Genomic DNA, 14540 nt, shown 5'->3' with positions numbered 1-14540 from the left:
TCGGTATACTATTTTAAAAAAGAAAGAGTGAGATGCTTATGAAATCAAACAAATTGCTGTGGATAAATGGAATTGTTGGCATTTTAGGAGGCCTTCAGATCATTTACGCTTCTTTAAATAGATGGCACTGGGAAATTATTTATTCGGTTCCCACACTGGTTGAAAACCCTGGCTGGGGTGATATGGTTGTATTGACCAGCTGGCTGCTTTTGGGACTTTCTATAGTCGGAATGTATCACTATAGCAACGACCCAAGAGTCAATAAGACGAGTCATGAGCTTCTATTCTGCGCCTCCATCATGGGCTTTATCTCTTTTCTATTTACTTTTTCAGGACTTCTATCTATCATCTCAGGAATTCTATATCTTCTAGATTTGTCAAAATTTAAGAGTGATGACAAAGCTGATTGACAAGTGTGGCGATTGACTTTCTCCTGCTCGAAAGGCCTTGAAAATTATGATAAAATAGGGAAATGACTAAACTGTAAAGGAAGCCTTATGAAAAAAATCAATGAATCCTATAAACTCATCGTCTTTGCGGCGCTTGCTCTGGCTCTGGTTCTCTATATCGGAAACATCTGGTCGGGCCTGCAGAGCCTGACGTCAGTATTTTCACCTATTATACTGGGCGGAGTATTGGCCTTTATCTTTAATGTCCCGATGAAAAAGCTGGAAGACCTCTTGGACAAATGCCGAGTCCCTCAGAAGTTGCAGCGCAGTCTGGCCTTGGTTTTGGAGGTGCTGATTTTAGCTCTCATTATGACGGGGATTGTTTCTATCGTCGTACCGACTCTGACCACAGCGGTCAATCAGCTGAGCGCAACAATCGGCAAAGTAGCCCCTCAGGTAGCCAAGTGGCTGCAGCAGTCTGGCTTGCTTTCCTCTAGCCAGTTGAAAGATTTGACCAAGCAACTGCAAAACAGCGACATTGTCAACCGAGCCATCTCTCTTCTGGGCAGTCTGACGGGGAATATCTCTGCTATTTTTGGTAATTTCTTCTCGGTCATCATGTCTATTTTTCTCATGTTTGCCTTCTTGAGCAGCAAGGAGCATTTGCAGACAATTACTAGCCGTCTCTTACAGGTTCTGCTCCCTGAGAAAGCTGTGAAACGTCTATCCTATGTCGGTTCTGTTATTGTTGAGACCTATGATAAGTTCCTGATGGGGCAGATGATTGAGGCCGTCATTGTCGGTGTCTTGGTCTTTATCGCCTACTCTTTGACAGGTCTGCCTTATGCGGCCCTGACAGGGGTTTTGGCTGGAGTGCTCTCTTTCATTCCTTACATAGGGCCTTTCTCTGCTTGTGCTTTGGGTGCTATCTTTATCTTCACCGACAGCCCTTGGAAAGCCCTTCTTTCTATCGCAGTCTTTCAGCTGGTGCAGCTGATTGAGGGCAACATCATCTATCCGCGCGTGGTCGGCCAGTCCGTCGGTCTCCCAACTCTCTTTACCCTAGCCGCAGCCCTGATTGGGGGTAACCTCTTTGGCTTGGTCGGCATGATCTTCTTCACTCCTATCTTCGCAGTCATCTACCGCTTGGTCAGAGAGTTTGTTGTGGAGAAGGAGGAGGCTGAAGGGGACACAAGTAGGTGAAAAAATGAAGTTTAGTGGCTTCATTCTGACAGCTGCTTTTGTTCCTGCTCCTGCTCTAAAAGATCCTCTCAAAGTAAGTGTCATAGAAACCGTTTGTTCCAAAATCCATCAACTATTAAGTAGTTGTAAAAGAAATTATCTTTAATAGTATTTCTGCAGATTGCTTTTCTTTATCTGGAGACTTCTATTTAGGTATATTTAAAAAGTTTATAAATGAGTTGCCCCCAAAAGTTAGATACAAAAATCTAACTTTTTGGGGTGTTTTATTATGACATTTACTTATCTTATAAGGACAAAGGTCGACCTATAGTCTACGAAAACAAGGAATCGGCTCTTAGATACTTAATCCGATTTATGAAACGTCACGAAATAGAAAATGTTAAGAATGGGGAAATTCTCACTATTCTTCTGAATTGAAGAAATAAATAATAGACGAAAGATTTGACTTGCTACAGAAGGGGAAGTAGATGATGGGATTCTAACTTTAAATGTGTTACAATGAGATTAGTATAGAATTTGGGAATATCATGATATGAATATTTTAATTAAAGTATAAGAAGGTTTTTAATGGCAAAACGAAAAGATTTTTCTGAATTAACGAGAGTACAAATCCCAGCAGCACTGCACTTGATGCGACTGGGTTATACTTACCTGCCTCACAATGGTAAGATTTTAAATGAAAGAGATCCTGAAACAAATATTCTGGTATCTGTTTTTAGAGACCAATTTTTAAAATTCAACAATTATGCAACTGATGAAGATGTTGACCGAGAACTGAGTAATATTAAGTTGGAACTAGATCAAAATGATTTGGGGCGTTCTTTCTTTAAACGATTGCAAGGTCAGGAAAATACCGTATATATTGACTGGGAAAATCCAGAAGCTAACACCTTCCATCTGGCACTGGAAGTGACCTGTCACAATGGTCAGGATGAGTTCCGTCCAGATGTAGTTGTGTTTATCAACGGACTCCCCCTTTCTTATATCGAAGTCAAACAGCCAAATGCTATCCGAGATGGCAAGACGGGGATTCAGTCAGAGCAGGATAGAACCCGATATCGTTTTGAGAATCGCAAGTTCCGTCGCTTCAATAACATTACTCAATTGATTGCGCTCTCTGATAATTTGCCTTATATCAATGGACAGGGACAGCAAAAACAGGGTTCCTATTACGGTTCAAACGCCTATTCAAAAACAAAATTTAATGCTTTCAAGGAAGAAAGAGAAGTAGATTTTCTGCATTCAATTGGACCTTTAACAGACGAACAAATTGACTTCGTCCTTGAAGATATGAAGCGCTTTGCCCTCAAATCTCAACCCGAGTTTACAACAAACCTAAACCATGATACACCGTGTAATGCCTTTCTCTCATCTTTGTATACCAAAGAACGCCTGCTCTTTCTACTTCGTTTTGGTCTGGTCTATGTAGAAGAAGAGAGCAAGGATGGCCAGATGCAACTACAGAAGCACGTTATGCGTTATCCTCAGTATTTTGCGACCAGAGCTATCGAGGAAACGATCGCAAAGGGTATCAAGAAAGGGGTTATCTGGCATACACAAGGTTCAGGTAAGACTGCCCTCGCTTTCTTCAATATCCGCTATCTAACCAACTATTTTTCAAAACAAGGAATAGTCCCTCAGTTTTACTTTGTCGTGGATCGTTTGGATCTGGCAGACCAAGCCTTTAAAGAATTTACCAAACGAGGGCTCAAGGTTAAGCGAATCAAAAGCCCTCAAGAGCTCAATCAAAAACAAGATGGCTATGACGTAGCCGTTGTTAACATCCAGAAGTTCAAAGACGATTCTGACCTGACAGACCGCTCTGGTTATGATCTAAATCGCCAAAACATATACTTTATTGACGAGGCCCACCGTTCCTACAATGAGCATGGTTCCTATCTACCAAATCTCTATCAAGCAGATACCAATGCTATCAAGATTGCTTTGACGGGAACGCCTCTCATCACCTATAAGAAAGACGGAAAAACAAAAGAAAATCATGCGACAACACGCGATATCTTTGGAGATTACATCCATAAATACTACTACAACCAGTCTATCGATGATGGCTTTACCCTACGCTTGATGCGAGAAGATATCGAGACTTCTTATAAAGACAATCTCAGATCCATCAATGAAGAGATCCAACGTGGCGGGTTGTCCAAGGAAGATATCTTTGCTCATCCCCACTATGTGGAACCTATGCTTGATTTTATCCTTGAGGATTTTAATCGTGCACGTGATATAATTTTTGATGATCAGACCATCGGTGGGATGATCGTCTGTGACTCTTCCAAGCAAGCCCGTGAGCTCGAAAGACAGTTGGAAGAACGCAGACAAAATGGCAGTACCCAGCTGACTTCTGTCCTTATCCTCCATGACGAAGGAGACAAGGAAGAAAAGAAAGAAAAGGTAGATGCCTACAAGGAGGGCAAGATTGATCTCATCATCGTCTATTCCATGTTATTGACTGGTTTTGATGCTCCACGCCTCAAGCGGCTCTATCTGGGGCGTAAGATCAAGGCCCACAATCTCCTTCAAACCTTGACACGGGTCAATCGTCCTTACAAGGACTATCTCTTTGGCTATGTCATCGACTTTGCAGATATCTCAAAAGAGTTTGACAAGACCAATCGTGCTTATTTGGAAGAACTTAACCAAGAATACGATATCACTCTGACAGGAGAAAATGGCGAGGATATCTTTGGTTCTCTCTTTGTGCCAGCAGATGAGATTGCGCAAGAGTTGAGCAAGACCAAGCATGTCCTCCTGGACTATCCGACGGGAAATCTGGAGTTCTTTTCACAGGCTATCAATGACATCAAGGATAGAAAGCAGTTAAATGAGCTACGGAAAGCCCTAGAGTCGGTCAAGCAGTACTATAACGTTGCACGCTTACTGGGCTATGATCAATTGCTCCAGCAGATCGATGTCGCACAGATTGCAACCCTGCTCAATATCATCTCTAGACGCTTGCTGACCCTGTCCTTGATGGATAAACCAGACGAGTTTTCAAGCCGTACCCTTCTAAACTTAGCCATGTCTGAAACTAGTTTTAGCTTTATCAAGATTGCTGAGGAAGAGCTCCGTCTTGCTGCCAATGACTTGGACGACTTAAAACGCCGAGTCGCTGGAGGAATCCAAGGCCAACGTGATGAAAAAGATCCCGAGTGGGTCTCTCTCTACGAAGAATTCCAGCGCATCATGAAAAAACACTTGATCCATGGGCAAGAAGGCTTCACCATGGAAAATATCAAGGAAACCCAAAAAGACTACGAAGAACTCTTTAAGTCCGTGGAGGACTATCGTACTCGTATGAGACGCCTAACCATGAACTTTAACGGAGATGAGATGGCAGCGCGTTCCTACAAGCATGTGACCCACTCGACCATGGTCAGTGACTTCCCTGCTATCTACCATGTCATCAAGGGTTCTAAAGTCAGACTAGACCGTAAAATCGGTCAAAACCAAGGAGTGCTCGATAACGAGGACTTCCTCAAGAAAATGATTCGAGAAGAAGCTCGGATTGAAATGAAAACCCACCAATCTGCAAGTGTTTTGACAAGAGAGGATTTTAACTATATCGTTGAATCACTATTTGAAGGATATGAAGAGGAATACCAACACTAATGAATGAAACATACAAGGTTCAAGTCCAAGACTTGGTAGATGATTTAAAAGCCGTCTTTACCCACGCAGGACTAGGAGGGGAAGCGGGGGAATACAAACTCCTCACCCAGTCCTTCCTCTACAAATTTTTAAATGATAAGTTTTTATATCTAGCACAGGTGCTAGATGCAGGGAACACCTATGAAAACTTGTTGACCATGAGTGAGGAAGACTATGACTGGCTCTTAGAGGATATCGGTACCAGCACAGCCTGGCTCAAGCCAGACCAGTTGATCGAAAGTCTCCACCGTCAGCAAAACGAGGCGACTTTCTATGAGATTTTTGAAAATACTCTCAACCAAATCGCCATTGATAATAACGATATTTTCTCTGTTCATACGGACGGAGATACGGCTATTCGTCTCTTTGATGAGCGCTTGATTACTGATACCATCTCAGATAGTAGTAAGCGTAACGAGGTGGCAAAAGCTATCATCAATCTCCTTACTCGAGTGAAGTTCGATGAGACCATCTTTTCACAAGGTTTCGACTTTTTCTCTACCCTCTTTGAGTACATGATCAAGGACTACAACAAAGACGGCGGTGGTAAGTACGCTGAGTACTACACGCCTCACTCTGTGGCTAAGATTATCGCTGATATCTTGGTGGGAAATGACCAACCATCAAACGTGCGGATATATGACCCGTCGGCTGGTTCGGGAACCTTGCTAATGAACCTTGCTAGTCGTATCGGTGTGGACAAAACCACTGTCTATAGTCAGGATATCTCGCAAAAATCGTCTAATCTCCTCCGTCTCAATCTAATCTTGAATGGACTGCAACACTCCATCCATAATATCGTACAGGGAAATACCATCATCGCCAACCGTCATCCTGAAAAGATGAACTATATCGTGTCTAACCCGCCTTTCAAGCTAGACTTTTCAGAGTGGCGTGACCGAGTGGAAAGCTTGCCAGAAGCAAGTGAGCGTTTCTTTGCAGGAGTGCCAAAGGTTCCAGCCAAGTCTAAGGATAAGATGGCGATTTACGAGCTCTTTGTCCAGCATATCATCTATTCCTTGAAGTCAGACGGTCAAGCAGCCGTTGTCTTGCCAACAGGATTTATCACTGCCCAGTCAGGGATTGATAAGGCCATCCGCCAACACTTGGTGGACAATCAAATGCTGGCTGGTGTCGTTTCTATGCCGTCTAATATCTTTGCGACGACAGGTACCAACGTCTCTATCCTCTTTATCGATAAGAAAAACAAGGGCGATGTCGTCCTCATTGATGCTTCAAACCTCGGAACCAAGGTCAAGGAAGGCAAGAACCAAAAGACAGTGCTCTCTCCAGAGGAAGAGCAGAAGATCGTCGAGACCTTTATCAAGAAAGAGGCCGTTGAGGACTTTTCTGTCACCATCTCTTATGAGGACATCAAGGAGAAAAACTACTCTCTCAGCGCAGGCCAATTCTTTGATATCAAGATCGACTATGTAGATATCACAGCAGAAGAGTTTGAAGCCAAGATGACCGCCTTTCAAGACAAGCTCTCAGATCTTTTTCAGCAATCGCATGCATTGGAGCAGGAGATTAAAGAGCAAATGAAGGGGTTGAAGTATGGTAAAGATTAAATTAGGTGATGTAATTGATTTTAAAAATGGAAAATCGATAAAAAAAAGTGATGGAAATATACCTATATACGGTGGAAACGGAATATTAGGTTATACCGATAAATCTAATTTTAGTCATACTATAGTTGTTGGAAGAGTGGGTGCATATTGCGGAAGTATACATGTCGAAGAAAATTTATGTTGGGTTTCAGATAATGCAATCGCAGGTATCCCGAAAGAAGGTCAAGATTTAACTTATTTGTATTATGTATTGAAGTCTTTAAATCTAAATAGTAAACAAATTGGTTCTAGTCAACCACTTATTACTCAAAGTATGCTAAAAGACATGGTTGTTGATGTTGAAATTGATAATGAAAAACAAAAAAGAATTGCAAAGTCAATCTTAATAATTGACCAAAAAATCCAAATCAACAACCAAATCAATCAAGAGTTGGAAGCCATGGCTAAGACCCTCTATGACTACTGGTTTGTGCAGTTCGATTTCCCAGACCAGAACGGCAAACCCTACAAATCATCAGGCGGAAAGATGGTCTATAACCCAGAACTTAAACGCGAAATCCCAGAGGGATGGGGAGTGGAGAAGCTGAAAGATAAGCTTTCAGTCTCGCGCGGCATATCATATAAAACTGAGAATATAAAAGATAATATCGGTACCCCTATGATTAACTTAGCATCAATTGATATAAATAGAAATTATAAATCTACTGGTCTAAAATATTTTAATGGAGAATATTTAAAAGAAAAGATTGTAAGTGGGGGAGATTTACTAATTGCATGCACGGATTTAACAAGAAATGCTGATATTGTAGGTTCACCGATTATTGTTCCCTTTGATGAACAAAAATATGTCTTTTCTATGGATTTGGCTAAAATAGATTCTAAAGTGGATTTTATTAATAAGTATTATCTGTACTCAACTTTGCGTACGGAGCATTATCATAATTATATAAAAAAATGGGCATCTGGAACTAATGTTTTACATTTAAATTTAGATGGTATGAATTGGTACTCTATTTCTGTTCCTCCAATTGAGCTGCAAGAGGAATACTCCCAAATCATACTAAACTTTAGTAAGAAAACAAATAAAAATATTCAAGAAAACCAAGAACTTACCCAACTTCGTGATTGGCTCTTGCCAATGCTGATGAATGGACAGGTGAAGGTAGAGTAGAGGAAATAGCAGTTAGAATTATAAAGTCGAAAGAATTTGAGGGCAAATAAATGTCAGAGCTTACTTTTTCTATATGGAAACCATTTATTAAAAGTGAAAAAAGAGGGGAGCGGTGGTTACAGCCTATTTTAAAGACTTTTGATAAGTTGACCCCATGTGATTTAAAACACGAAAAAGGGTTATATCATCTAGAGGTTGATAAAAATAAGCATTATGTTTTTATAGTTATAGAATCTGGAAAGTTAGAGCCCAGAGATACTACTGTAACGGACTACTATACAAATCAAAAACGCGAAAATCCTAAATCAGAAACGGAGTTGGAGTTTTTGAAGCAATTCTTTGTCTTATTTGATTTAGATAATAATTTATTGTACTTTTCGGATGTGAGACACCGTAATTTGCTAGAAAAAATTCTTAAAGATACGACAGGGGTTGAGTTTAGTATAAAAGGTTTTTACGAAGATAAAGAGGAATTTTTAAAAATATTATCTAGTGTTGATGAAATCCAGTTTACTTCAAAAGATGATATTTTTTCAACTTTATCACAAAAACGCGAAGCTTTATATGATTTATTCGAAACTGATGGTTTAAAAGATATAACTCTGAACGTAAAACTCTCTAGTATGAAAATAAATAACATCAAAGCATTTCTCAGAAAAATTGTAAAAGAGTCTGAGAATCATCAACTTTCTGGTATTTTAATTAGAGGAAACGATGATGCTGGATTTGAACATGTGTTTAACCGTGGTACTTTTATCAAAAAGATTTCAATTAATGTCGAGAAACAACAGGCAACTGGGAAATTTTTAGGTTCAGAGGTAAAAGATATTTTGCTTAAAGAAATAGAGAGTTTGGCAAATGAGAAAGTTACGAAGAAAAGATAGAATTGTTTCTGGTGGTATTTTAGTAGTAAGTCTGTTTGTATCATATTTATTAAGGGACTATGTGCTACTAAATCATAGTGATACGGTATCTTTTATTTCTGTAATCACGGGGTTTTTACTTTCTGCTATTGCTATACTGTATTCTTCTCCTATGAGGTCTGTTTTATATGATAAAAAATCAAACATTTATTCATCAAAATGGGAAGAAATAATTGTTAGATATTTCTATACGTTTGTAGTTAGTTTACTTTATATGATGGAGTTATCTTTAAATATTAATTGTATTCCAAATTTTATCAATGTAGGTTTTTTACTAAGTATTGTAATTATAATAATTATAGTTACTCAAGGATTGTTTAAATTACTTTTAGTTGAGATAAATGATTAAATTTTTTGAATTTAATTTTTATCATATTACAAAATTTAATGTCGTATTTTTGTATTCATCATCCCAGCCAAATTAACTTTTGGCTGGTTTTTATTGTCTAAAGATGCTATAATTAAATTACCCAAAAGGTAATTTAATTTAACAGAAAGGGACTTATGAAGCTTATCTATACAAACAAAACTGTTAAAAAGCAGTGCACAGAGCTGAGGCGAGCGAAAAAAGATTTTTCGTATAAGGTTGCTGTAAAGTTGCATCAGTTGATCAACTTTTTGGAAGCGGCGGATTCTTTAGCTAGTGTGATCGCTTTTCCTAAATATCACTTTCACCAACTCAAGGGAAAGAGACAGGGACAGTTTGCTTTGGATATAGATGGTCGAAGGAGTTCCTATCGGTTGATTGTAGAATTTCGTGATGAGGATCTAGAAAAGGTATTTCCTAGTCCCGTTGAAATCGAAATTCTAAAAATAGAGGAGGTCAGCAATCACTATGAGTAATAAAATTGTTGAATACAAAGACCTGATTGCTTTTCATCCAGGTCAGTATGTTGAAGAGTTGATTGAAGATTATAACGTGACGCAAAAAGAATTTGCAGAGCGTTTGGGAGTGTCAGCAAAGACTGTCAGCAAAATCGTCAATGCTGAGGAGTCTATTAGTAAGGATACGGCTCATAAGTTAGCCAAGCTAAGCGGAGTTTCCATGCAAACCTGGCTCAATCTTCAGAATACTTACGATGTAAAGGTTGCAGAGATTGCAGAACAAAGAGAGCTAGAAGAAGGTAGCGAGAAAGAAATCTGTGAGATGATTGATTTCAAGTATTTTAAGGAAGAAGGTTACGTTCCAGACAAACGCTATACTTTGAAAGAAAAGATTGTCGAGCTTCGCAAGATTTTAGGTGTGGCGAATTTAAAAAACCTCACGACTTTCAACCATCTAGTTAGCTACCGTAATACACGTGAGTTTACGCCTAAAAGTATAGTCAACTCCAATATCATGCTGGAGTTGGCATCTAAAAAAGCGCGTGATAAAACGACTACCAAGCTCAATCGTAGAAAGTTAGAGAGAAGCCTACCTGCTTTGAGAAAGTTGACCAGACAAGATCCAGAGGTCTTTCCTCAACGCTTGTCTGACATCTTGCTAGACTGTGGTGTTGTTCTAGTCGGTCTACCTGCTTTGGCAAATGCTAATCTGAATGGCGCTACAAAAAAATTCAGCAATGGTAGTGCCTTGCTATTATTGACAGACCGAAACAAGGCATCCGATATTTTCTGGTTCTCACTTTTCCATGAGATTGGGCACATTTTACAGAACGATTTTTCATCTGAAGACGGAAACAGTGACTCATACCGACGTTCTGAGGAACAGGCAGACCAGTTTGCAAAAGATTTCTTGATTAGACCTGAAGACTATCAAACTTTTGTAGAAAAAGGAAACTTTGATAAGTCAGACATCCTTCAATTTGCTGAGGAAATAGATACTCACCCGAGTATTGTTCTAGGAAGATTACAAAACGAGGGCATTCTCAGTTTTGATCGTTTTCGAGAACTAAAAACCAATTATTATTTTGTTTCTTGATTGTTTTGGAAGTCCTAGAAGATGAAAAGATGCTTAAAGTTTAGTATAGTTAGCAGTGGACTCCAATTGATTCGCTCATTTTATTAAAAAGCGATAAGAGAAATCAAAATTTAGATAACCTATAGTCTTTTCTAATAACAAGTCATAGTTGTTTACAAGAATTAGCGATAGCCTGTTTTAATCTATAAACTAGTATGTAACTTAAAAACAAGCAACAAAAGGGATTTGAGACATTTGTCTCAAATCTTTTTCTTTTGTCTATAATGGTGGTATAGTTTTAAACTATATCAAACTCTGTGAAATTCCAATTATACAGAGGGCGGATTTTCTGTTAAGATAGTTTCAACAACAATTTTTGGAGGACGTTTATGTCAACGACTATCATTGGTTTTCCTCGTTTGGGTGAATTCCGCGAATTAAAATTTACAACTGAAAAATACTTTAGAAATGAAATCTCAGCAGACGAACTTTTGGCAGCAGCGAAAGACTTGCGTGCGAAGCACTGGAACATTGTCAAAGAAAAGGGCATCACTGAAATCCCATCAAATGACTTTTCTCACTATGACAACTTCCTTGATGCAGCTTTCCTCTTCAACGTGGTACCTGCTTCAGTTCAAAACTTGGACTTGACTGACCTTGAGCGCTACTTTGCTTTGGCGCGTGGTTACCAAGGAGAAAAAGGGGACGTTCGTGCCCTTCCAATGAAGAAATGGTTCAACACCAACTACCACTACATCGTTCCTAAGTTTGAAAAAGACACTCAAGTCAAACTTGCAGGTCACAAGATTTTCGATGAATTCCAAGAAGCAAAAGAACTTGGATTGAACACTCGTCCTGTCCTTGTGGGTCCATTCACCTTCCTTCAATTGTCAGACTTCGAAGAAGGTGTGAAAGCAGAAGACTTCGTAGACAGCTTTGTGGCGGCATACCAAGAAGTTTTTGCTAAATTGGCGGAACTTGGTGCGACCCGTATCCAATTGGATGAAGCGGCTCTTGTCAAAGACTTGACAGCTGAAGAAAAAGCTCTCTTCTTGAATCTCTACAACAAACTCTTGGCTGACAAAAAAGGTCTTGAAGTTTTGCTTCAAACTTACTTTGGTGATGTTCGTGACGTTTACGCTGATCTTGTGAACTTGCCAGTTGATGCGATTGGTTTGGACTTTGTTGAAGGTAAGAAAACTCTTGAGCTTGTTAAAGGTGGCTTCCCAGCTGACAAGGCTCTTTATGCGGGTATTGTCAATGGTAAGAACATCTGGCGCAACAACTACGAAAAGAGCTTGGCTGTTCTTGAGCAAATCCCAGCTGAAAACATCGTCTTGACAAGCTCATGCTCACTTCTTCATGTGCCATTTACAACTGCTAATGAAGAATTTGAACCAGCAATCTTGAACCACTTTGCTTTTGCAGTTGAAAAATTGGAAGAACTTCGTGACTTGGATGCTATCCGTAACGGTCAAGGTGCAGAAGCACTTGCAGCAAATAAAGAACTTTTTGCGACTGAACGTGTTGGTGAAAATGCAGAACTTCGTGTGCGTATTGCTGGTTTGACAGATGCTGACTACACTCGTTTGCCAGCCTTTGCAGAACGTGAAGCCATCCAAGAAGAAGCATTCAAACTGCCAGCTCTCCCAACAACAACGATTGGTTCATTCCCTCAAACAAAAGAAGTTCGTGCTAAACGTTTGGCTTACCGTAAAGGTGAATTGTCACAAGAAGAATACGATGCTTTCCTTGCTGAAACGATTGATGAATGGATCAAGTGGCAAGAAGAAGTTGGATTTGACGTGCTTGTACACGGTGAGTTCGAGCGTAACGACATGGTTGAGTACTTCGGTCAAAACTTGTCAGGTTACCTCTTCTCTAAGAATGGTTGGGTACAATCATACGGTATGCGTGGGGTTAAACCACCAATTATCTGGGGTGATGTCACTCGTCTCAACCCAATCACTGTGAAATGGTCTAGCTACGCACAAAGCCGTACAGACAAACCTGTCAAAGGTATGTTGACTGGACCTGTTACAATCTTGAACTGGTCATTCCCACGTGAAGACATCTCTATCAAGGATTCTACTCTTCAAATCGCTCTTGCTATCAAAGATGAAGTACTTGACCTTGAAGCTGCTGGTGTGAAAATCATCCAAATTGACGAGGCTGCTCTTCGTGAAAAATTGCCACTCCGTCGTAGCGACTGGTACGAAGACTACCTTGACTGGGCAATTCCTGCCTTCCGCTTGGTACACTCTACAGTTGCGCCAGACACTCAAATCCACACTCACATGTGTTACTCAGAATTTACAGATATCATCCCGGCTATCGACAACATGGATGCGGACGTTATTTCCTTTGAAGCCAGCCGTTCAAACCTTGAAATCTTGGACGAACTCAAAGCGAAAAATTTCCAAACAGAAGTGGGACCTGGGGTTTACGATATCCACTCACCTCGTGTGCCAAACGAAGGCGAAATCGACCACACTATCGAAGCCATCCTTGCCAAAGTACCAAGCAAGAAGGTTTGGATCAACCCTGACTGTGGTTTGAAAACACGTGGTATTCCAGAAACAAAAGAAAGCTTGATCCGCCTTGTCGAAGCGGCTAAAGCAGCTAGACAAAAACTGAATTAATATTATTTCTACATTTAAACTCAGCTCTGATAAACCTGCAACAAAGCTGTTTGCAGGTTTGTTATAGGCTGATAGTTAGTAGATTGAAAGGAATTTTATCTCTATGGTGAATCGCCAAACTCCTAGTCTCTCATTTGAAGTATTTCCTCCTAATCCGGCAGTAGGCAATGATAAGATTTTTCAGGCGTTGAGGGAGATGCAAGATCTGGCTCCCCACTTTATCAGTGTGACTGCCAGCAATAATAAATTTGATATTGAGGAGACAACGGTTCGTTTGGCTGAGTTCATCTCCAATGACCTTGAGATTCCAACGATTGCCCATTTGCCAGCTGTTTATCTAACCAAAGAAATGGTGTCCAATATTTTGCAGGTTTTGGATCGGGTTGGGGTCAATCAGATTTTGGCTTTGCGAGGCGATATTTTTCCAGATGTGGCGCCTAAGGATGATTTTAGATATGCGACTGACTTGATTGAGTATATCAAGACAGAAGCACCACATTTTGACATCATCGGAGCCTGCTATCCAGAGGGGCACCCAGACTCACCAAACCAGATCTCAGATATTCAGAATCTAAAGAAAAAGGTTGATGCGGGCTGCTCTAGTCTTGTCACTCAGCTCTTCTTTGACAATGAACGCTTCTATGATTTCCAAGATAAGTGTACCTTGGCTGGGATCGATGTTCCGATTCATGCAGGTATCATGCCTATTCTGAATCGAAACCAAGCGCTTCGTCTTTTGAAAACGTGTGAGAATATTCATCTTCCGCGCAAATTCAAGGCTATTCTGGATAAGTATGAACATGATCCAGAATCCCTGAGGACAGCTGGTTTAGCCTATGCGGTGGATCAGATTGTCGATTTGGTGACCCATGATGTAGCAGGGATCCATCTCTATACGATGAATAACGCGGCAACAGCTTACCATATCTATAAGGCGACCCATGCGCTCTTTAACCATACCCCATCCGTTCAATCTTTTTAAGATGAATGAAGAAACCACTAATCAGATTCATTTGCTGTTTAGTGGTTTTTGTTTATAGGTTTTGATCATTTAGAAGCTGATAAATGATAG

At 40.1% G+C, this 14540-nt stretch carries 11 protein-coding genes; all 11 read left to right on the top strand.

Annotated elements, in window-relative coordinates; all coding sequences use genetic code 11:
• Window positions 1–38 precede the first annotated feature (38 nt).
• The 11 genes from HMPREF9960_RS08530 to metF all read left to right on the top strand — a co-directional run bounded on the left by HMPREF9960_RS08530 (window position 39) and on the right by metF (window position 14450).
• Window positions 39–410 (top strand): hypothetical protein, encoded by a 372-nt coding sequence (locus tag HMPREF9960_RS08530; RefSeq protein ID WP_005592453.1) that lies wholly within the window; start codon window positions 39–41, stop codon window positions 408–410.
• A gap of 87 nt (window positions 411–497) precedes the next feature.
• Complete coding sequence (locus tag HMPREF9960_RS08525; RefSeq protein ID WP_005591216.1) at window positions 498–1592, top strand: AI-2E family transporter; 1095 nt, start codon at window positions 498–500, stop codon at window positions 1590–1592.
• A 567-nt stretch (window positions 1593–2159) separates the two neighbouring features.
• A complete protein-coding gene (locus tag HMPREF9960_RS08520; protein WP_005591215.1) occupies window positions 2160–5222 on the top strand; it encodes a type I restriction endonuclease in 3063 nt (1020 codons plus the stop codon).
• Complete coding sequence (locus HMPREF9960_RS08515) at window positions 5222–6832, top strand: HsdM family class I SAM-dependent methyltransferase (protein WP_005591214.1); 1611 nt, start codon at window positions 5222–5224, stop codon at window positions 6830–6832. Before HMPREF9960_RS08520 ends, HMPREF9960_RS08515 begins: the two co-directional genes overlap by 1 nt.
• Window positions 6819–8003 carry a restriction endonuclease subunit S gene (locus HMPREF9960_RS08510; protein WP_005591213.1) on the top strand — a complete coding sequence of 395 codons (1185 nt, stop codon included), beginning with the start codon at window positions 6819–6821 and terminating at the stop codon, window positions 8001–8003. Before HMPREF9960_RS08515 ends, HMPREF9960_RS08510 begins: the two co-directional genes overlap by 14 nt.
• Window positions 8004–8053: 50 nt before the next feature.
• Window positions 8054–8887 (top strand): hypothetical protein, encoded by an 834-nt coding sequence (locus HMPREF9960_RS08505; protein WP_005591212.1) that lies wholly within the window; start codon window positions 8054–8056, stop codon window positions 8885–8887.
• Window positions 8862–9275, top strand: a complete 414-nt coding sequence (locus HMPREF9960_RS08500; protein WP_005591211.1) for a hypothetical protein — start codon at window positions 8862–8864, stop codon at window positions 9273–9275. Before HMPREF9960_RS08505 ends, HMPREF9960_RS08500 begins: the two co-directional genes overlap by 26 nt.
• 155 nt (window positions 9276–9430) lie before the next feature.
• Window positions 9431–9769, top strand: a complete 339-nt coding sequence (locus tag HMPREF9960_RS08495) for a type II toxin-antitoxin system RelE/ParE family toxin (RefSeq protein ID WP_005591210.1) — start codon at window positions 9431–9433, stop codon at window positions 9767–9769.
• Window positions 9762–10847 (top strand): HigA family addiction module antitoxin, encoded by a 1086-nt coding sequence (locus HMPREF9960_RS08490; RefSeq protein WP_005591209.1) that lies wholly within the window; start codon window positions 9762–9764, stop codon window positions 10845–10847. Before HMPREF9960_RS08495 ends, HMPREF9960_RS08490 begins: the two co-directional genes overlap by 8 nt.
• Window positions 10848–11215: 368 nt before the next feature.
• Entirely contained in the window at window positions 11216–13468 is a 2253-nt protein-coding gene (gene metE, locus HMPREF9960_RS08485) for a 5-methyltetrahydropteroyltriglutamate--homocysteine S-methyltransferase (protein ID WP_005591208.1), read from the top strand.
• Window positions 13469–13571: 103 nt separating this feature from the next.
• Window positions 13572–14450, top strand: coding sequence for a methylenetetrahydrofolate reductase [NAD(P)H] (gene metF, locus HMPREF9960_RS08480; RefSeq protein ID WP_005591207.1), 879 nt, complete (start codon window positions 13572–13574; stop codon window positions 14448–14450).
• Window positions 14451–14540: the final 90 nt, after the last annotated feature.

The sequence above is a fragment of the Streptococcus cristatus ATCC 51100 genome (genome assembly GCF_000222765.1).
In the GTDB taxonomy this organism is placed as follows: domain Bacteria; phylum Bacillota; class Bacilli; order Lactobacillales; family Streptococcaceae; genus Streptococcus; species Streptococcus cristatus.
Note: the sequence above shows the minus strand (reverse complement) of the source record. Positions and strands in the feature narration are given on the sequence as shown.

Excerpts from the sequence above, each read along its gene's own strand:
- HMPREF9960_RS08510 (WP_005591213.1), top strand. The coding sequence starts at position 6,819 with ATGGTAAAGATTAAATTAGGTGATGTAATTGATTTTAAAAATGGAAAA.
- HMPREF9960_RS08520 (WP_005591215.1), top strand. The coding sequence starts at position 2,160 with ATGGCAAAACGAAAAGATTTTTCTGAATTAACGAGAGTACAAATCCCA.
- HMPREF9960_RS08515 (WP_005591214.1), top strand. The coding sequence starts at position 5,222 with ATGAATGAAACATACAAGGTTCAAGTCCAAGACTTGGTAGATGATTTA.
- HMPREF9960_RS08530 (WP_005592453.1), top strand. The coding sequence starts at position 39 with ATGAAATCAAACAAATTGCTGTGGATAAATGGAATTGTTGGCATTTTA.
- HMPREF9960_RS08495 (WP_005591210.1), top strand. The coding sequence starts at position 9,431 with ATGAAGCTTATCTATACAAACAAAACTGTTAAAAAGCAGTGCACAGAG.
- HMPREF9960_RS08490 (WP_005591209.1), top strand. The coding sequence starts at position 9,762 with ATGAGTAATAAAATTGTTGAATACAAAGACCTGATTGCTTTTCATCCA.
- HMPREF9960_RS08505 (WP_005591212.1), top strand. The coding sequence starts at position 8,054 with ATGTCAGAGCTTACTTTTTCTATATGGAAACCATTTATTAAAAGTGAA.
- HMPREF9960_RS08525 (WP_005591216.1), top strand. The coding sequence starts at position 498 with ATGAAAAAAATCAATGAATCCTATAAACTCATCGTCTTTGCGGCGCTT.
- metE (WP_005591208.1), top strand. The coding sequence starts at position 11,216 with ATGTCAACGACTATCATTGGTTTTCCTCGTTTGGGTGAATTCCGCGAA.
- HMPREF9960_RS08500 (WP_005591211.1), top strand. The coding sequence starts at position 8,862 with ATGAGAAAGTTACGAAGAAAAGATAGAATTGTTTCTGGTGGTATTTTA.
- metF (WP_005591207.1), top strand. The coding sequence starts at position 13,572 with ATGGTGAATCGCCAAACTCCTAGTCTCTCATTTGAAGTATTTCCTCCT.